Source organism: Lancefieldella parvula (genome assembly GCF_963530955.1).
GTDB classification, from domain to species: Bacteria; Actinomycetota; Coriobacteriia; order Coriobacteriales; family Atopobiaceae; genus Lancefieldella; species Lancefieldella parvula_A.
On record NZ_CAUSFQ010000017.1, the window covers coordinates 1 to 19,789 of the forward strand.

At 52.1% G+C, this 19,789-nt stretch carries 12 protein-coding genes, 1 tRNA gene and 1 pseudogene; 13 read left to right on the forward strand and 1 reads right to left on the reverse strand.

All coding sequences use genetic code 11. The annotated features are described in order from the left end of the window. Positions 1-628 precede the first annotated feature (628 nt). Both RWJ43_RS02405 and RWJ43_RS02410 read left to right on the forward strand, forming a co-directional pair. Entirely contained in the window at positions 629-1,336 is a 708-nt protein-coding gene (locus tag RWJ43_RS02405) for a TetR-like C-terminal domain-containing protein (protein ID WP_314007314.1), read from the forward strand. Next, entirely contained in the window at positions 1,329-6,083 is a 4,755-nt protein-coding gene (locus tag RWJ43_RS02410; RefSeq protein WP_314007316.1) for an acyl-CoA dehydratase activase-related protein, read from the forward strand. The genes RWJ43_RS02405 and RWJ43_RS02410 overlap by 8 nt, the downstream gene beginning before the upstream one ends. 491 nt (positions 6,084-6,574) lie before the next feature. On the opposite strand, the gene RWJ43_RS02415 is transcribed toward RWJ43_RS02410, so the two are convergent. Next, positions 6,575-8,251, reverse strand: a complete 1,677-nt coding sequence (locus RWJ43_RS02415; RefSeq protein WP_314007318.1) for a glycoside hydrolase family 32 protein — start codon at positions 8,249-8,251, stop codon at positions 6,575-6,577. 249 nt (positions 8,252-8,500) lie between these two features. Between RWJ43_RS02415 and pepT the strand changes: the two genes are divergently transcribed. The 11 genes and pseudogenes from pepT to RWJ43_RS02470 all read left to right on the forward strand — a co-directional run. After that, positions 8,501-9,763, forward strand: a complete 1,263-nt coding sequence (gene pepT / locus RWJ43_RS02420) for a peptidase T (protein ID WP_314007321.1) — start codon at positions 8,501-8,503, stop codon at positions 9,761-9,763. A 282-nt stretch (positions 9,764-10,045) separates the two neighbouring features. After that, positions 10,046-10,588: a hypothetical protein gene (locus RWJ43_RS02425; protein ID WP_035428504.1), complete on the forward strand. Its 543-nt coding sequence runs from the start codon at positions 10,046-10,048 to the stop codon at positions 10,586-10,588. Positions 10,589-10,758: 170 nt separating this feature from the next. Beyond that, on the forward strand, positions 10,759-11,619 hold the full coding sequence (locus tag RWJ43_RS02430) for an HAD hydrolase family protein (RefSeq protein ID WP_314007326.1): 861 nt from the start codon (positions 10,759-10,761) through the stop codon (positions 11,617-11,619). A gap of 1 nt (position 11,620) precedes the next feature. Continuing rightward, positions 11,621-12,418 (forward strand): HAD family hydrolase, encoded by a 798-nt coding sequence (locus RWJ43_RS02435; RefSeq protein WP_314007328.1) that lies wholly within the window; start codon positions 11,621-11,623, stop codon positions 12,416-12,418. 147 nt (positions 12,419-12,565) lie between these two features. Beyond that, positions 12,566-13,627 (forward strand): winged helix-turn-helix domain-containing protein, encoded by a 1,062-nt coding sequence (locus tag RWJ43_RS02440; RefSeq protein ID WP_314007330.1) that lies wholly within the window; start codon positions 12,566-12,568, stop codon positions 13,625-13,627. A gap of 243 nt (positions 13,628-13,870) precedes the next feature. Beyond that, positions 13,871-15,172 carry a C4-dicarboxylate ABC transporter gene (locus tag RWJ43_RS02445; RefSeq protein ID WP_314007333.1) on the forward strand — a complete coding sequence of 434 codons (1,302 nt, stop codon included), beginning with the start codon at positions 13,871-13,873 and terminating at the stop codon, positions 15,170-15,172. A gap of 95 nt (positions 15,173-15,267) precedes the next feature. Continuing rightward, the gene (locus RWJ43_RS02450) at positions 15,268-17,415 is read left to right on the forward strand and encodes a hydantoinase/oxoprolinase family protein (RefSeq protein WP_314007335.1); all 2,148 of its coding nucleotides are present in this window, start codon (positions 15,268-15,270) and stop codon (positions 17,413-17,415) included. Between the two features lie 6 nt (positions 17,416-17,421). Further along, positions 17,422-18,057: a hypothetical protein gene (locus RWJ43_RS02455; RefSeq protein WP_314007338.1), complete on the forward strand. Its 636-nt coding sequence runs from the start codon at positions 17,422-17,424 to the stop codon at positions 18,055-18,057. Further along, positions 18,047-19,426 carry an FAD-dependent oxidoreductase gene (locus RWJ43_RS02460; protein WP_314007342.1) on the forward strand — a complete coding sequence of 460 codons (1,380 nt, stop codon included), beginning with the start codon at positions 18,047-18,049 and terminating at the stop codon, positions 19,424-19,426. The genes RWJ43_RS02455 and RWJ43_RS02460 overlap by 11 nt, the downstream gene beginning before the upstream one ends. A 46-nt stretch (positions 19,427-19,472) precedes the next feature. After that, positions 19,473-19,548: transfer RNA gene (locus RWJ43_RS02465), tRNA-Val, on the forward strand. 50 nt (positions 19,549-19,598) lie between these two features. Beyond that, a pseudogene (locus RWJ43_RS02470) lies at positions 19,599-19,789 on the forward strand (hypothetical protein); the annotation flags it as partial.

The following is a 19,789-nucleotide window of genomic DNA, read 5'->3' on the forward strand; positions in this document are numbered from 1 at the left end:
GGGTCACTACCTTATCTTTTGTTGTTGCACTAGCAATGAGAATTCAAGGGCAAAATTTACAGAATCTTTGATGAAATCAGGCGCGTGAAAGATAGACTACGTGGCCCTAGATTTTGAGCCTGAAAACTGCATCATGTCTGAGTAAATTTACTCAGACATAGCGAGAAAAACCGGCAAATAGCTCAGACATGGTGCGCTTTTCCGGCAAATTGTTCAGACATGACGATAACATCAGGCTCCCTGGAAGGGTGAGCTCGGACACGCCTTAAACCCCGCCTGAAAAGTGCAAAGAATCTGTGTTTGGGGCATCGATTCTTTGATGAAATCAGGCAGAATCCACAGATTCTTTGCTGTTATCAGGCAAAAGTTACAGATTCTTTACAGAAATCAGGCGCGCTAGCAGGCCAAAATGGAAATCTAGTCGGCAGAGCAGACTTGGCGAGAAAATCGGTCTACTCGCGGTTGCAGTTATTGCACAGAGTGTGTAATAATACTCAGTATGTGCAATAAGTCGGGTGCTACGGTGTTGTTGTGTTGTTGTGCTGTTGCGCTGCCGCGCCATCCGCGCCGCTCACACGCGCCCGTGCACCCAGTACGTACCTGCAACCAGGAGAGGCTTCAGAAACGTATGACGCAAACATTGTCTGCACCTGCTGTTTTGTCAGCTTGCAAGCTTGATCGACGTACCGCCAGAACTCGCGCGGCGCTTAGAAAAGCCCTGGCAGAAGAGATAGACGTAACCGGCGACCTTACCTCCGTGACCGTCACGGGCGTAACGGAGCGCGCTGGCCTCACGCGTCGAACCTTTTATTCCCACTACAAAGACATCCCTGACCTGGTGCTTCACATCGAAAAGGAAGCGCTGGCAGAGCTGCGACCTGCTGTTGAACAGCTTGCTCGCGTCAATCTCGTTGAGCTCAGAGAGGCCATTGACTCCTACAGGCCATGCCCCGGCGCAACAGAGATGCTTCGCAGCATTCGCAAGCACGGCTTCTACCTGCGTCCTTTGCTGGGCAACGGTGGAGACCCTGCGTTCCAGGACAAGCTAAAGCACCTGGTACACGAGGTTATCGCCCAGCGCGCCCTTCACGACCTTGATCCGCGCGCACTTGGTCCCTTCTTTGACTACTATCTGACCTTTGCAATTTCTGCCGAGGTCGGCGTCCTTATCCGCTGGTTAATCGGCGGCATGCGCGAGAGCGACGAGCAGATGGCAGGCCTTATGACCGGCCTTATGTTTGTTGCACCTGGCGATCTGTACGGCAAGCCAATCAAGCTAGATGTTCCACGATTTGCGCTTGCAACTCTTGTTCTCGGAGAGGAAAACAATGATTAGTCCAAAGTTTGAGCTGGTAGAGAATGGTGCCGAGCTGGCACCAAACGTCCCACTTGACCTGTCTCAGGCCCACCTTATGCTGGGCATCGACGTTGGTTCCACAACCGTAAAGCTGTCCGTCATCGACGAGGACGGCACGCTGGTTTACGCAAACTACGAGCGTCACCACACCGACGTTCGCGCAACCGCGCGCTCCTTGTTTGTCAAAGCTCAGAAGCACATTGGCGAGACACCCATGTACGCCGCAATCACCGGTTCCGGCGGAATGCTCTTGGCGCAATGGCTTGACCTGGAGTTTGTCCAGGAGGTCATCGCTTCCAAGCGCGCCGTTGAGACGCTGATCCCTCAGACCGACGTTGCCATTGAGCTGGGCGGCGAGGACGCAAAGATCATCTACTTTGACAACGGCATTGAGCAGCGCATGAATGGTACCTGCGCAGGTGGTACCGGTGCGTTTATCGACCAGATGGCGTCTCTCCTCAAGACCGACGCAACCGGCCTCAACGAGCTGGCAAAAGACGTCAAGCAGATCTACCCAATTGCATCTCGCTGCGGCGTTTTTGCTAAGTCCGACGTTCAGCCGCTGCTCAACGAGGGTGCCGCTCCTGCCGACATCGCTGCTTCTATCTTCCAGGCCGTTGCAAACCAGACCGTCTCGGGCCTGGCCTGTGGTCACCCTATCCGCGGCCACGTCGCGTTTCTCGGCGGCCCTCTGCAGTACCTCTCTGAGCTGCGTCGCCGCTTCTATATCACGCTTAACCTGGATGACGAGCATATTGTCTTGCCAAAGAACGCTCACCTCTTTGTTGCAACGGGCGCTGCTCTGGCGGGCGAGTCCGACCGCCCAGTCACCTTTACGCAGGTCATGGAGGCACTGGATAACCTCAAGGACATCCAGGGTTCCGAGGTTGCTCGTCTGGACCCACTTTTTGCTACCCAGCAGGACTTTGACGACTTCAAGGCCCGCCACGATCAGGAGGTAGTCCCCAAAGGCCAGCTGGCCAACTACCACGGCCGCGTGTTCATTGGCATCGACGCAGGTTCTACCACTATGAAGGCTGCTGTTGTTGGCGAGAAGGGCGAGCTTCTTTACACCTGGTACGACAATAACAACGGCGATATTCTGGGTACAGCTCGCAAAATCATGGACTCTATCTACGACGAGATGCCTTCCGACTGCATTATTGGCCATGTCACTACCACCGGTTATGGCGAGGGCATCCTGATTGAGGCTCTCCGCGCAGACTCTGGCGAGATTGAGACTGTTGCTCACCTGCGTGGCGCTAAGGCATTTGTTCCAGACGTTGATTTCATTCTTGATATTGGCGGTCAGGACATGAAGTGTCTGCAGGTCAAAGACGGCGTCATTGAGCACATCATGCTGAACGAGGCCTGCTCTGCAGGCTGCGGCTCCTTTATTGCATCCTTTGCTGACTCCATGAAGATGGACGTCCGCGAGTTTGCAACCGCCGCAACTAAGGCAACACTCCCTGTTGACCTGGGTTCTCGTTGTACCGTCTTCATGAACTCCCGCGTTAAACAGGCACAAAAGGAAGGCGCAACCATCGGCGACGTTGCTGCTGGTCTTTCGTACTCCGTCATCAAGAACGCCCTGTTCAAGGTCATCAAGCTTCGCGACTTCAGCGAGATTGGTGAGCACTGCATTGTCCAGGGTGGTACCTTCATGTCCGACGCAACGCTTCGTGCTTTTGAGCTGCTCACCGGCAGAGACGTCATCCGTCCTGATATCGCAGGTGTCATGGGTGCCTACGGCGCCGCTCTTCTCGCTCGCGACCGTGCAGGTATTGATGGCGTATCTACCCTGCTTGATCGCGAGTCCATCGACAACCTGCAGGTCAAGCTTACCAACACGCACTGCCGTATCTGTCCTAACAGCTGCATGCTTACCATCAACGATTTTGGTAGCGGCCACAGGTTTATCACCGGTAACCGTTGCGAGAAAGGCGCAGGTAAGAAGCGTGGGGCTAAGAAGAATGAGGCTCCAAACCTCTTTGCGTACAAGAATAAGCTGCTGTTTGAGCGCGAGTCGCTTCCTGCAGACGAGGCTCCACGCGGCACCGTCGGTATTCCTCGTGCGCTCAACATGTACGAGAACTATCCGTTCTGGCACACGTTTTTCACTAAGCTGGGCTTCTCGGTCATGTTGTCCGACCAGACCACCGCAAAGACGTACGACATGGGTATTGAGTCCATGCCTTCCGAGTCCGCGTGCTATCCTGCAAAGCTTTCCCACGGCCACATCATGAACTTGCTTGCCAAGGACCCAGACTTCATTTGGATGCCGTGTATTCGTTGGGAGCGCAAGGAGGACGACTCCGCAACCAACCACTACAACTGCCCAATTGTCATGAGCTACCCTCAGGCGCTGGGCCTCAACGTGGATGAGCTCTCCGATCCGTCCATCCAGTACATGGCTCCGTTCATTCCGTATGACAAGAAAAACGAGCTCAAGCGTCGTTTGTACGAGCTCATCAGTGAGCAGCGCGAGAAGGACGCCCAGGTAGGCAAGGGTCGCTTCCGCGGCGAGCACATCACGCGCGCCGAAATTGACGCCGCTGTTGAGGCCGCATGGCAGGAAGATATCAACGTCAAGGACCAGATGCACCGCGCAGGTGACGAGGCTCTTGCGTGGATTGAGGAACACGACGCTCACGGTATTGTTCTTGCAGGTCGCCCATACCATAATGACCCAGAGATTAACCACGCCATCCCTGAGCTGGTCTCTTCCTTTGGCTTTGCTGTTCTCACCGAGGATTCTATTGCTCACAAGATGATGCCTGAGCGCCCCATCCGCATTGTTGACCAGTGGATGTACCACTCGCGTCTGTACCGTGCGGCTCGCTTTGTTGCATCCCGAAATGACCTGGACCTTATTCAGCTCTTCTCGTTTGGTTGCGGTCTTGACGCACTGACCACCGACCAGGTCCAGGAGATTCTTGAGGCTTCGGGCAAGATTTACACCATGCTTAAGGTTGACCAGGTCTCCAACTTGGGCGCAGCGCGTATTCGTATCCGTTCCCTGATGGCTGCTCTGAACGAGCAGCAGGCAGAGCTGGAGCGACTTGCAGCTGCCGGCCTGGTTACCGAGGCTGTTCCACAGGGCGTTCGCATGGCCGATGGCTCTCTGGAAAAGGCTAGAAGCGCAAGTTCTTCTCGCCGTGCGCCGGTGTATCGCGAGGCAGAATCTGCAGCTTACGAGAAGGTCCGCTACACCAAGGAGATGCAGGAAGCAGGCTACACCATCCTGGCTCCACAGATGGCGCCAATCCACTTTGAGCTGATAGAGGAGCTACTGAGGGGTGCGGGCTACAACGTTGTGCTGCTGCCTTCGGTTGACCAGGGTGCCGTTGACATGGGCCTTCGCTACGTCAATAACGACATCTGCTACCCATCCATCTTGGTTACGGGCCAGATTATGGAGGCAGTGCTTTCGGGTAAGTACGATCTGACCAAGACCGCAGTTCTGATTTCGCAGACCGGCGGCGGCTGCCGTGCAACCAACTACATTGCACTGATTCGTAAGGCACTTAAAGACGCAGGTCATCCTGAGATTCCGGTCATTTCTATCTCCGCCGCTTCCGGCCTTGACGAGGATAACCCAGGATTCAAGCTGTTCAAGCCTGACTTGCTGATCAAGGCGGTCTACGCGCTCTTATACGGCGACTTGATCATGCAGCTGCTGTATCGCGTGCGCCCATACGAGGCCGTCAAGGGTTCCGCAAACGAGCTGTATGACCAGCTCATGGCCGATACACGCTCCAAGATCAACGGAATTTCTCGCAAGGAATTCTACAAGCAGTGCCAGCGTACCATCGAGCTGTTTGACAGCCTGCCGGTGGTCAATGACCGCCAGAAGCCACGCGTCGGCGTCGTCGGCGAGATTCTGGTTAAGTTCCACCCAACGGCCAACAATGAGCTGGTCAAGGTCATCGAGTCCGAAGGCTGCGAGGCTAACGTTCCGGGTCTGGTCGACTTCTTCCTGTTTGGCCTCTCCAACGCGATCAACACACACAAGGAGCTTGGTACTTCGTTCAAGAGCCGCATGACGCACATCGCGGGCATCAAGATGGTCCAGGGCCTGCGCGCGCCAATCAATAAGATGCTGGAGAAGTCCGAGCGCTTTGAGCCGTATCCCAACATCGACGAGCTGGCCGAGAAGGCCGAGCAGATTCTTTCGCTCTGTAACACGATGGGCGAGGGTTGGCTGCTCACCGCTGAGATGTGCGACCTCATTGAGACGGGCACGCCAAACATCGTCTGTGCTCAGCCATTTGCTTGCCTGCCCAATCACGTTGTGGGCAAGGCGGTCATCAAGCGCCTGCGCCAGATGCACCCCGAGTCCAACATTGTTGCTGTCGACTACGATCCAGGCGCGTCCGAGGTTAACCAGCTCAACCGTATTAAGCTGATGATTTCGGTTGCTAAGGAGAATTACAAGAACGGTGTAAACGGCGAGTTCAAGCTGGAAAACGCTGACGACCCCGTTACCAACGACGCGACCATGCCGTATACCGGTCGCGACAAGTTTGGCCTGGATTCCGTTGTCCGCGAGGGCGGCCACTCTTGCTCGTCGCACCATATGTCTGCGCTGGAAGCAACCGGCGCTAACCTGGGCGATCTTGGTCGCACCGCGCCTGACCACGGAAAAGATTACGGTTCCATTAGGCTTTCCGAGGAGCAGATGGCTGCTATCGAGCGCGCCAAGAAGAAGGCCGGCGTCAAGTAGCACGGCGGCGCGGCGAACGGGCTGCAGAGCTGCGGCGGGCGCGTGGCTGCGAGCGCACCCAGTGTGATCGCCTGCGAAGTTGGTGTGCAACCAGCTACAAAGTTGTAATTTGCACGTTAATGAGCCCCAAACTTTGGTTTGGGGCTCATTTTTGGCGAATTTAGGCTCAAAAAGGTAAAAAATGCGTTTAGTTGGTGTATTCATTTTGAAAATGAGCTATTTTGACTTAATTAGTAAAAGAAATAGTTAAAACTATTTCGTCTTTCCTGGGCAAACATAAAGATAAAAAATTGAACTAAATTTCTCCATCCCCAACTAAACGCATTTTTTACCGCCTGAGGTCCCAAAAACGGCAATTTTCTGAGTCCTGTGAAAATTTTGCTTATAAAACGTACGGAATATGCAATTTCATGCATAACGGCTTCAATCCGTGACTACAAACAGTATTCCTTTGGTGTCGGAGCTAGACTATGCCAAGCAAACCCACCGAGTTACGCGATTAGGCTGTATGCTCGTGAGTTAGCAGCAACAAAAGTGCTGCTCAACGTTAGCTGCTCGGATGCAGGGAACCATCGCGTCGAGAAAACTACGCGACCATCATTCAGATAAATCTCCACGGTAGATCCGTCAACAATAAGACGCAGTTCAGAAAGCTCCTTTAGCCTAATAGAGCGTTGAGTTCTGCCTGCAGCGGTGTCCTCGTCAATGAATTTCAGGGTAAAAGTGCCCTTGGAGTAAGAAAGCACAAGCGCGTCGTTGAGAGTAAGAGTTCCGTCTCCGGATATGTCCGTAATCTCAATATCTGCAGATAGTTGATCTATTTTGACGACAGCGTCGGCGACAAATTCCACACATTCTCGTCGCTTAGCATCAAGCTCTTTAACTGGATGTTGCAGGATAACACCATCACCAGACAACGAAAGTTCTCGAGGCAGAGTAAGGTTGTGGCAGAATTCAATGCCTTCAGGATAACTATGGTAAGTCGGATCGATGATGCCCATCCATCCAATCAAAATGGTTCGGCCAGAATCATCGACGAACGTTTGAGGTGCGTAGAAGTCAAAACCATGATCCCAGAGCACAAAGCTATCGGTGGAAACAGTTTCAACATTGATAAGCTTTTGACTTCCTGGAAGCGGAAAATAGCCCGACTGCCAGATGTTTTGCCACTTGTCGAGAGGCTCGCTTGAAGTATTCTCTTGCAAGTTAGCGGAATCGCTCAAGCGCGATCCCTTGGACGCATCGGCGCTTGGTTCCGTACCAGCACTTGGTTCCGCATCGGCGCTTGGCTCCGTACCAGCGCTTGGCTCCGTACCAGCGCCTTCTCTTAGCCCCTGCGGACACACAGATAGAAACTCCTGGTCATCTAGCTGCACCAAAAAAGGGCATTCCCACATGTAGCCAAACGCCTCACGATGACCCAGGTCGTTAGCCCCGCGTATAACCGAGTGGAGCGTCCACGACTCGCCACAATCACTGGAGTCGTAAATCAACACCGCTCCCGAATCGCAGCGTTCATCTGCGGATTTCGCGGGACCAGCCGCAGTGTCCCTCTCGCGAGCACCTAACAGCATGCGCAGAACCCCGTCTTGCTCCCAAACCTTCGGGTCGCGCACGTGGTTTGTGCAGGTACTGGGGTAGTCGTTCGGTTTCAAAACAACGCACTTTGGCGAGAAATTCAGTCCATCTTCAGAGGTCACCATGACCTCATAGGCCTCTCGACCGACGTCAATGCCGTCGGCTTCTGGGTGTGTTTCGTCCATAACGTTGCCGGTGTAGAAGAGTCGCATGACCTCGCGGGCCGCTGCACCGCCGTGGGCACCGTCGTTGCCGTCGCCGCCGTGGCCGCAGCTGCCGGCCGCCGCGCCGTTGTCGTGACCGCAGTCGCCGGCCGATGCGTTGCGCGTCTCAATCCAGGCCGAACCCGAAAACGCCCCGTCCTTATCGCAAGCTGCGTCTGGAGAAATCGCAATAGGGAGCGTCTCCCAAGAGAGTAAATTCTTACTCACAGCATGTCCCCAGAAGCGAAGTTCGTTGGCAGGCCACTCAGGAGTGTACTGGTAAAACGCATGGTAGACAGACTTAAACTGACAAAGTCCGTTTGGGTCATTCATCCAACCCTGAGGTGGGAAGAGATGAAATTGTGGTGTCCAAAAGTCGTTTGTCATAGCGCTCCGTCTTTCGCGTTTCTTGCAATTATTATGGCATGTGCGCGCAAAGTTTGTGCAGGTAGGTTTAATTCGTTTTGAGTTGCGGTACAGTAAATGCATACAACATCAAAGGCCGATCGCACCCGCACCGCCCGCGCCGATTGCACCCGCACCCGCGCCGCGACCCGCACCGCCCGCGCCGCCCGCACGACCCGCACCCGCACCACCCGCACCACGCCGACCTTGCCCGAACAAGAGAGGATACCCATGTCTGAAACCACAACTCACCAGCTCCCCGATGTCGCCGAGCGCTTTATGCGCTACGTGCAGGTTGACTCCCAGTCCAACCCCGACAACGACACCGTCACTCCTTCCACGCCTGCTCAGCACGAGATGGCTCGCTACCTAGGCGAAGAGCTCAAGGCGCTGGGCTGCACCGACGTCACCGTCGACGAGCACGCCTACGTCACCGGCACCTTCGCTGCGTCCAAGGGCGCCGAATCGGCTCCTGCGCTGATGCTCTGCTCGCACCTGGACTCCGTCATCGACGCGCCTGCCTCGGGCATCAAGCCGCACGTCGTCCACTACGAGGGCGGTGACCTGGTTGCCGGCGTCGTCAACGGAAAGACTATCGCAACCACCCAGGAGCAGGTCCCTGACCTCAAGGATTTTGTGGGCATGGACATCATCTGCTCCGACGGCTCTACGCTGCTGTCCGCTGACGATAAGGCCGGTGTGGCTGAGATTTGTGCGCTGCTCAAGCGCCTGGGCGACAACCCCGAGCTCGCACACCCTACGCTCAAGATTGCGTTTGTCCCTGACGAGGAGATCGGTCACGGAGCAAGCCTGCTTGACCTGGACAAACTCGGCGCAGCTTACGGATACACCGTCGACGGTGAGGCTCTCGGCGAGTTCAACTACGAGTGCTTCAACGCCGCCCACGCCGACGTCTACTTCAAGGGCGTCATGGTGCACCCCGGCAGCGCCAAGGACGTTATGATCAACGCAATTACCGTGGCATCCGAGTTCCAGCAGATGGTCCCCGCCTTCGAGCGTCCTGAGCACACCGAGGGCTACGAGGGCTTCTACCATCCAATCACCATCGAGGGTTCCGCGTCCGAGGTTAAGCTCAGCTACATCGTCCGCGACCACGACGCCCAGATTTTTGCCAACCGCCAGCAGGTCCTGCAGGATATCGCCGCGTTCTTGAACAAGCGCTATGGCGAGAATACCGTCCGCGTTGAGATTCACCAGGAGTATCGCAATATGGCCGAGAAGTTCGACGGCTACGAGTTCCTGATTGATTATGCGCTTGAGGCAAATCGTGAGGTCGGTATTGAGCCTAAGCCAGTTGCCGCTCGTGGCGGTACCGATGGTGCCCAGCTCACCTTCCGCGGACTGCCATGCCCCAACATTGCTACCGGTGGATATAACGCCCACTCCGTGCGTGAGTTTGTCCCCGTGCCAAGCCTTGAAGTTACCGTTGACCTTCTGGAGAAGCTCGTCGCCAAGTTTGCCGCCCGCAGCTAGCGCCTGCGCTGACCGCGCTGCTTGCTGCTCGCAGCTAGCGCCGTCGCACCCGCATCGCACGCGAGCCGCGCCGACGCACCTGCGCCGCCGCGCCGCGCTCGCACTGCCCGCAACCCGCGCCGCTCGAGCTGTGCACAACCGTTTGACGTGCAGCTTTGCCATTCATAGCTAGATTTCTACCGTCTACGCCCCCGCTCAACCTTGTCAACAAAATGGTGAGCAGGGGCGTAGCATAATTATGAAGGGTCATTGTTCTTTTTTCACGGAGTAAGGGAGGTCGCAATGCTCGCAGTGTTTTTTGGAATTGTTGTCGTTGCGGCACCCGTCATAGCTGCGTTTTTAGAGCACTCGGGAAACGTTGGAATTTCCGAGCGTCGCCACAGCCATCACGATACCTACGTGACTCCCGCCGCGCTCACACGTTCGCTCATTATTGACATGGCATTTGTCAGTGCAATCGCAGTTATTCTCGGCTGGCTTTGCTACGTTAACGTATTTACGCCAAACCCAGATATTGTTATGGCGTTTTTTGCGTCCTTCTCGGTTGTCATGTTTATGGCGTGGTACATCTTGAGTCGTTATAAGGTCTCGCTTTTTGATGACGAGATGGTTGTAGTGCCCTTTGTAGGCTCTGAAATTTCCATCAACTACCAGGACATTAAGCGCATGGAGTGGGTTGGCGGTCGTCGGGGCTCCGGGTTTAGAGATCTTCTAATTTTGACTTCGAATGCGTCAAAGGTGCGTCTCTCGGGTATGATTGGACTAGACCAAGTGTTGCTCAAGATTGATCGCTTTGACGTCTTGGCACATAGTTCAACTAGATAGAAGTACAATGCTGCGACTTAGCTCGTGTCGGCTTAGCTCGTGTCGGCTTGGCTCGTGTCAGCGTAGAGCGTGCTAGCTTGGAGCTGCGTTGGCGTAAGGCTGCGTCTGCTTGGGCTTCGATGCGCGTCGCGTTTGCCCAGCTACGCAGCATGCAGTAACGGGGGACGTTTGTGATTAAGCTTGTTTTATCTGATATGGACAACACGCTGGTACCCTTCGGAAACAAGCGTGTGTCGGACTTCACTCGCAACGCAATTCACACGCTCCTTGAAGAAACAGATATCGCATTTGGCCCTTGTACCGGCCGAGATTACGTTGAGCTGATGCGTCTTTTCAGCCTCGATGAGGCATGTATGCAGACAGGAGTCATGTCTACAGGCAAGCGCGTGCTGTACAAAGGCAAGACTATCTCGCTCTCCGTTTTTGATCATAAAACATTGCAGGGTGTCGCAGATGCTCTTGCTGACGAGAAGAACATGTTCTTGGTCTGCTATCCAGAGAAGACTAATCTCTTTAACCCGGCATATGTTGTCGGCGCGCCTGACAATAAAGACATTCTCGCTGATTACGAGCGTAGAATGGTGTTTGTCTCGGGTATTGTCGACCAAGTCCCAGGCGACGTCGATTTTGTTGCAGCAACAGTTGCGTGTCCGGGAACAGAGGAGGACATGGAGCGTTGTCGCCAAAAGATTGCCGCAGTCTGTCCAGATGTTTACACGGTTTCGGTCATTCCTCAGTGGTTTGACGTGCTTCCCAAGGGTGTGTCCAAGCTGACCGGCTTTGAAACGCTCCTGGAAAGAACGGGCATTTCTCCAGAAGAGGTGCTTGTTTTTGGAGACGGCGAGAATGACGTTGAGATTTTAAGTAAAGTTCCGCACTCGGTGGCGGTGGCAAATGCAATTCCAGAGGTCAAGCAGGTAGCAAGACACCACGTTGGTGCATCTGCAGACGACGGCGTTGCGCATGCCTTGCTTGAGCTGGTACGCGCAACAAAAGCAGGGGAGACTCCCCGTTTTATGATGGAGAACTAGCATGATTAGACTCATTGCATCGGACATGGACGGTACGCTGCTGGACCAGAATTCCGAGGTTCCGCCAGAGACATTTGAGCTCATCGAAGAGCTGTACAAACGTGGCGTTCACTTTGTCGCAAGTTCCGGTCGTCGTTACGATACACTGCGCTGGTTGTTTGAACCGGTTGCGGACAAGATTGATTACGTGGCCTCTCTTGGCACGCAGGTCTATGTAGAGAACGAGGTTATCGACCGCGAGGTTTTCTCGTCAGCTTCTATTCGTAAGCTGTTTGAGTTGACGTCTGAGTTTGACTGCATTCATCTGGTTGTTTATGACCGCACGCATACGTATCTGCTGGACGATCAGAGTTCGTTTGTGCGTGAGCTGGATAAAGACCTGCCAAACGCTGAGCGCGTGTTTGATCCACCTTCACCTGACGTTAGTATCATCAAGGCTGCTATTTGCTGCGATTCCAGGGCTCGCTCCATGGATATGGCCATGATTCTTGAGCGCGAGATGGGCGACAGACTTTCGTTCATGCCTTCTGGAGAGACCTGGATTGACGTGGTGCCTCGTGGTGTGAACAAGGCTACGGGACTTGAGCAGATTCGCAGGTATTATGGCATTTCTCGCGACCAGATTGCTGTGTTTGGCGACTCCATGAACGACTACGCTATGCTGCGCTACGCCGGCACTGCATACGTTATGGACAACGCTCGCTACGCGCTCAAGACGATTGCCTCCAAGGTCATTGCGTCTAACACCGAGCAGGGTGTCCAGAAAGAAATGCGTCGTATTCTGGAAGAGCTGGCGTAAGGATCTGGCGTCGTTTACCAACTTGTTCAGCATGACCATTTGGCGATAATTTCATACCGTTAGCCCCGTTCCTTTCTAGGTTTGATGGACTTATTTCGAGAGTCGAAATAAGGTAGTACAGACAGAAATGGAGAGGAGGGGACACGTATGTCAATTGTCAGCACTAAAGACATTGCATATTCCAATAAACGTGCCGTTATTAAAGCATTGTGCGAGAAAAACGCTCTGTCTCGTGTTGAATTGGCTCGTGAATTATCTCTTTCTCCTAGTACCGTTACTACTATTGTTCAAGATTTGCTTCAGTCAAAAATGGTTGAAGAAAGCTCAGAGCGCGTAGTAACCGCTGGTAGATCAAAGACGCTTCTGCAACTTGCTCCAGAGTTTGGTCTCTTGGGACTTGTTCGGGTTTCTCGCCAGAGTCAGGAACTTGTGCTCGTTGACATGGCTCTTAACGAGTACGCTCGTACCACGCTGTCAGAAGAGGCTCCTTCGGGAGAAACTCTACTTGAAAGTATTAAAACTGCTCTTACAAGGTTTATTGTTGACGGCTCAATTCTTAAGGGAATTGGAGTTCTGCTTGAGGGCGATGTACTTGAATCAGAGCTTTCCGTCATGTATTCAACGGGTCATGATTCGGCAACAATTTCCCTGGTACAAGCGTTAGAGAGTTCCTTCAGGGTAGTGGTGAAGCAATTTGAGCAGAGTGACTTTGCTCTTTCTCAAGTAGAAAGCTCAAACAATATCGAGGATGTTTCTTCATACTTGCATCTCTCATTTGGAACTCGAGTTATAGCTCAAGTTGTCAGCAATAACACCCCTCTTCCTATGAAAGAAGGATTAAACGCAGACATTACTCAGCAACTTGTGAGCGTAGACGGCCTGCAACTTGATAAGTTAATGAACCTTATCAGCACGGTTCAGAGTCTATTTTCTCTTGATGCTGTGGTTGTATCTGTGCCCGAAGAAGATATCTCTACTTCTTTGATTAAGGAAGATACGCTAAATAAGGCGTTGTCTACCCCTGCGTTTTTGGCGCAAAAATTTGCTCAGTTTGAAGCATTTCCAAAACTAATCGTAACAAGAATGACTTCAAGAAACTTATTAATAGATGCTGTTTCTGCTCTAAGGTTTGCTTGTCTTTGTCCAGAAACTGTCCAGCTTTGGAAACGGGTGCTTGTTTCTGGTTGGCGTCCAGCAAGTTCTACGTAGTAAATCGGTAAGACTTACGCAGGTTATGTGCAGGAAACCAGCAAGGCTTGCGTAAGAAGCCAGCAAGGTAGATGTAGGGAAGTAGTACGCTATGTGCCGCGCTGGAACAAAGGTGTTTCTCGACTTTGTCTGCTCATCAAAGTCGTCAACATGGTGCTGAGGCATCTATAGAAGTACGTGTAGGTTGTTTGAAGGAGAGATAGCTGCACTTGCTATCAAACAATGTGTTCCTAAGGAGGAAACATGGTTCAGGGTATTTTGATCCTCTTGGTCTTTGTGGCTGTAGCTGCATTGATGATGACTAAGAAGATCCCAACTCTGCTTGCCCTGCCACTGATGGCCATTTTGATTTGTGTCATCGCAGGCGTTCCAATGTTTGGAAAAGACGGCGACGGAAAAGAAATTGGCTGGCTGACATCAGTATTTGAGGCTGGCACCGTCCGCATGGGCGCCGCAATCATGGCTGTTATTTTTGGCGCATGGTTGGGTCAGCTTATGAACAAGACTGGTGTTACCGAGACAATTATCAAGAAAAGTGCAGAGCTTGGTGGCGATAAGCCCCTGGTAATCACCTTGATTATGTCTATTGCAGTAGCTGTCCTCTTTACTACACTTTCTGGCTTGGGATCCATCATCATGGTTGGCTCAATCGTCCTGCCAATTTTGATTTCTGTTGGTGTTCCCGCAGCTAGTGCAGCATGTATCTTCTTGATGTCATTTACCACTGGTCTGGCACTCAATATTGCCAACTGGACAACCTTCGCAAAGCTTTTCAACCTAGACATTGCTCAGGTTCAGGGCTTTGAGGTTTATCTTGCTGTTGCAACTGGTATTGCAACTTTGATTATGATTGTTGTTGAGTTCAAGCGTAATGGCATTAAGTTTGCCTTCAGCGCTCCAGTTGCTGAGCAGAGCAACTCCAAGCAGCTCACCGGTGTTGCTGGTGGTCTTGCAATGCTTACTCCACTCATTCCTATTGTGCTTGTTGCTTTCTTGAAGGTTCCTGTTACCCCAGCATTTACCGTTGGTATTCTGTGGTGCCTGCTGTTTACCTCCAAGAGCTTTAGCAAGGCAATGAACCTTCTTGCAAAGACTTGCTATGACGGCGTAACCGACGCTGGTCCTGCAATTATCCTGATGGTTGGCATTGGCATCCTTTACCTTGCAGTTACCAACCCAACGGTTAAGGCAGTTCTTAACCCATTCCTGCTTGGCATCATGCCACAGAACCTTATTGCATACATCATCTTCTTTGCGGTCCTCTCGCCATTGGCTCTGTATCGTGGACCTATGAACATGTTTGGTCTTGGTTCTGGTATCGCAGCTCTTATCATTGGCCTGAACACCTTGAATCCTCTTGCTGTCATGGGCGCATTCCTGGCTGCAGAGCGCATCCAGGCAGGTGGCGACCCAACCAACACTCAGAACGTTTGGACTGCAAACTTCTGCGAGGTTGACGTTAACACCGTTACTCGTAAGATGCTTCCTTACCTCTGGGCAGTTTCCATCTTTGGTGTAATTCTGTCTGGTGTTCTGTACTTCTAAGTTCTGACCTTGGGGCGAGAAGACCCTCTTGTTGTGGTCTTCTCGCCTCGTTTTATCTTTGCAGCTGATGGATTGCTGTAAATCAAGGAGGAAACGTGAAAGTTCGTATTGGAATCGACGTTGGCGGAACATTTACTGATGCTGTTGCCATCGACAATGATACGTACGAAATTATCGGCACGGTTAAAACACCTACTACGCACACCGCTGAAGCAGGTGTTGCAGCAGGTATTGTGCAGGTGCTTCATGGTGTTATGGAGCAGCACAACATTAAGCCTGAAGATGTTGTCTTTATTGCTCACGGTACTACCCAAGCAACAAATGCCCTGCTTGAGGGCGATGTTGCACAGGTTGGTATCGTAACGCTTGGTAGTGGTCTTCAGGGAGCCAAGAGTAAGAGTGACACCAATGTTGGCGATATTGAACTTGCTGCCGGTAAATTCCTGCGTACCAAAAATGCTTTTGTAGACACCTCTTCTGATGTTGAAGCTGGCATTAAGAGCGCAATCGAGCAGCTTTTCTCGGACGGTTCAACTTCTTATGTTGCCGCCGAGGCATTTAGCGTAGATGATCCAACTAACGAGAATGCTGTTATTGCAGAGTGCTCTGATAGAGAACTTCCTGCTACGGCTACAAATGACATTTCTAAGCTTTACGGCCTGGCTATTCGTACTCGTACAGCAGTTGTTAACGCTTCCATCATGCCAAAGATGCTTGAAGCTGCAAACATGACTGACAAGAGTATTCGCGAGGCAGGCATTGAGTCACCACTTATGGTTATGCGCTGCGACGGCGGTGTTATGACTGTTGATGAGGTCCGTCATCGTCCAATCCTAACCATTCTTTCTGGTCCTGCAGCTGGTGTAGCTGGCGCTTTGATGTATGAGAAGCTTACCGACGGCCTATTCTTTGAGGTTGGTGGCACTTCTACCGATATTTCTTGCGTTAAAGACGGCAAGGTTATGGTCAAATACGCAGAAGTTGGTGGCCACAAGACGTACCTCTCGTCACTAGATGTGAGAACCGTTGGTATTGGTGGCGGTTCTATGGTGCAGATTTCTGATGGCAAGGCCGTTGACGTGGGACCTCGTTCTGCTCACATTGCTAACTTGGATTACGAGGTATACACCGACGCAGAAAAAATTGTGAATCCACGCCTGGTTGCTGTTCGTCCTCTGGATGGAGATCCTGAGTACGCAGCTATTGAGTGCGATGGTGGACTTCGCGTTTGTTTGACCATGGCTGGCGCTGCAAACCTTGCAGGCTTTGTTCCTGAGGGGGATTATGCATACGGCTCTGTTGAAGCTGCTCGTGCGGCGTGGGCTCCTCTTGCAGAGAATATGGGCATGAGCGTTGAAGATGCAGCAGCTCAGGTCCTTGCTTTTGCCGCAAAGAAGAACGGTGCTGTAGCAGAACAGCTTATGAAAGACTACGGCATGGACCCTCGCACAACCGTTTACGTTGGCGGTGGCGGCGGAGCTTCTACGGTAGTGCCACACTTGGCAAAGACCATGGGTCATACGTTCCGCATTGCTAAGAATGCTCCTGTTATCTCAACTATTGGCGTTGCTCTTGCTATGGTCCGAGACATGGTTGAGCGCAGTGTTACCAACCCAACCGACGATGACATTGTCAGCGTTAGGCGTGAAGCAGAAGCTCGTGCTATTAAGATGGGAGCAGCTCCTGGAACTGTTGAGGTTACGGTTGAGGTTGATACCCAGCGCCACGTTGTCCGCGCGATTGCTGTTGGTGCCACTGAGCTGCGTAGTAAAGACGTTAATGCTACACGTCTGAGTGCAGACGAGCTTAAAAAACTTGTAGTAGAGAACCTTGGCGAGGGTGCAGATAACGTTTCCGAGGTTGCTCACTCTTCTGAGCTCTTTGCTTACACTGCAACCACTACAGAAAAGAAGCTCTTTGGTCTTCTCACCAAGAAACGCACAGCTCTTCGTCTTATTGATTCCGAGGGTGTTATTAGACTTCAGCGTCCAAATGCTGAGGTGCTTCAAGAGACTATTAGCTCTTGGCGCAAGGGAGTAACAGCCCTGGTAGAGGACTTGACCGTTTATAACGACGGTGGAGCCAATCTGCCAAATGTCTATGTAGTAGTTGGCAAGCGCGTCATCGATCTGTCCGGAATGACTTCTCTTGAGCAGATTTTGAGCCTTGCAGCAGTGGAGTTGGGCGGCTATCCGTCCGACGAGCCTGTTATCATCGCTGCTACACTTCGTTTAGGCGATTAAACTCACATGCAGAACGCAGATCACACTTTGGCGAGAAAATCGGTGAGCCTTGAAGTAGAGTCTACTGTTGGCTCTGCTTCGAGGTTTCCGTTTCCAACTCGTGAGCTTGCACGTAAAGAGCTCTCGTGGGATCGCTTTGCTGCTCGAATTCCTGAAGAGGATAAAGAGCGCGTGATTGATTTGGCTTGGTCAAAGGGTGAGCGCGCTGCGCATATGGTGTTTGAAGAATCAAACGGTCAAAGTGATTTCTTTAAAATCTGCAAAGATGCAGGCATGACAATTATAAAAAAAGATATTGATTGTGTGTATGGAAACCAGCGATATTTCAGCGATTATGTTTCTGGTACAAAAGAAATTACGCTCTATGAGCAGTCGTGCGTGCTGTGGGCAAAACAAAATCAACTCGAGCCGCATGAAGCTCAAAATCTCATTCTGATGCATGAGTTTTTTCATGTCTTGGAGACGACGCGACTTGGATTAACCAGCAAAGAATACACCGTTCCGCTTATTACTATTGGTCCTTGTAAGCTGGGAAAAACAGGCATTCACGCACTATCTGAAATTGCAGCACATGCGTTTACCAATACTTACTACGAATTGCTACATAACATTTCTGGCACAGGAGGAAACAATGAATCATAAAGAGATTACCTGGAACAACCTACAGATTCCTGTTGTTGGAAACTTTGATGTGGTCATTATTGGCGGCGGCGTTTCTGGATCTGCTTGTGGAATTCGCTGCGTCAACGAGGGTCTCTCTACACTTATTGTGGACAAGTCAAATCTGCTTGGGGGCTCTGCTACACGAGCGCTTGTGTGCCCTATGATGCCGTCATATGTGCGCCATCTGCCAGTTCTTTCTACCATCGAGCAGCAGCTCTTGGCTTCAGGTGACGCTACGCGTGACGATTACACTACCATGATCTGGTTTGCTCCTGAGCGTTTGGGAGAAGTGTATGAGCAGCTCTACACCACTAAAGGTGGACAAATCCTCTATGACACGTCTCTCGTAGCTGCGGTTCTATCTGATGCCGGTGACGAGAAAACCATCACATATGCAATTCTTGCTTCAACTGAAGGTTTGATTGCTGTATCAGCTCAAACGTGGATTGATGCTTCAGGCGATGCAGTTTTGTCTAGAGCCGCTGGTGTACCAGTTGCAGCTGGTGATGAGGACGGCATCAATCAGGTTTGCAGCTTGCGTTTTACCATGGGTGGAATTGATGTTGAGCGCTATAGAGATTACGTGCTCTCACTTGATGATCACTTCTCGCCATTGGTCGAAGGATATTTCTTTGAGTCCGCGATGGTTGCAGGTAAGAATTTTAAGCTGGAGCCAAAGTTCCGTGAGGGAATTGAAGCAGGCATTCTTGAAGAAGAGGACCTGCGCTATTACCAGATTTTCTCGCTTCCTGGAAAGCCAGGTTGCATGGCGCTAAACTGCCCACATATTGCTAGCATGCGTACAAACACCTCGGGAGCTGCGCGTTCTAACGCAACAGTTGAGGCGCACGCTCGCATTCGCCGACTAGTTACGTTTTTACAGCGCATGATGCCTGGATTTGAGCAAAGCTACCTTATGGAGCAGGCTTCATTGTTAGGTGTTCGTGAGAGCTGGCGTGTTGAAGGTCAGACAATGCTTACCGAGGAAGATTACGTCAACCAGGCTCGATTTGACGACGGTCTTGTTCGCGGCGATTGGTACATTGACGTTCACTCCAATAAGGGCGGACTCTTCCACAAAAACACCTACGAGCAGGGTGACTATTACGAGATTCCATTCCGGTCGATGGTCACCAAACACATCAATAACCTAGGCGTTATTGGTCGCTGCATCTCTACGACGTTTTTGATGCAGGCAAGTGTTCGCATTATTCCAACGGTCACTGATATGGGAGATGCTATGGGCACGGCATGTGCTCTGGCAAAACAGACGTCAACACCACTCGCTCAGCTAGATGGCGTGGCGGTCCGCGCTGAAGTTGAACAACTGAAACCTGTGAATTCATAATTGCCGTTTAAGAATTGTGGAAGCTGTGATAAACTTCTACAGTCACGGGCGATTGGCGCAGCGGCTAGCGCAGGTGCTTTACACGCACAAGGCCGGGAGTTCAAATCTCTCATCGCCCACCATGGAACCTCACGCGGCGCCTTCGGGTGTCGCGTTTTTTCTTAGGAGTGCAATGAATAACCAGGTAGAAAGCGCGTTTTCTGGCGAGAAACCCGCGCAGGCCGACGCTGCCACGCAGGCCGGAGCCACCGCCCAGGCCGACGCAGCTACGGAGTCCGACGCCATCACGCAGACCGGAACCGCTACGGAACCTGTGCGCTCGTTTGACCGCGCGTGGGACCAGATGCGCCCCGTCACCCTTGA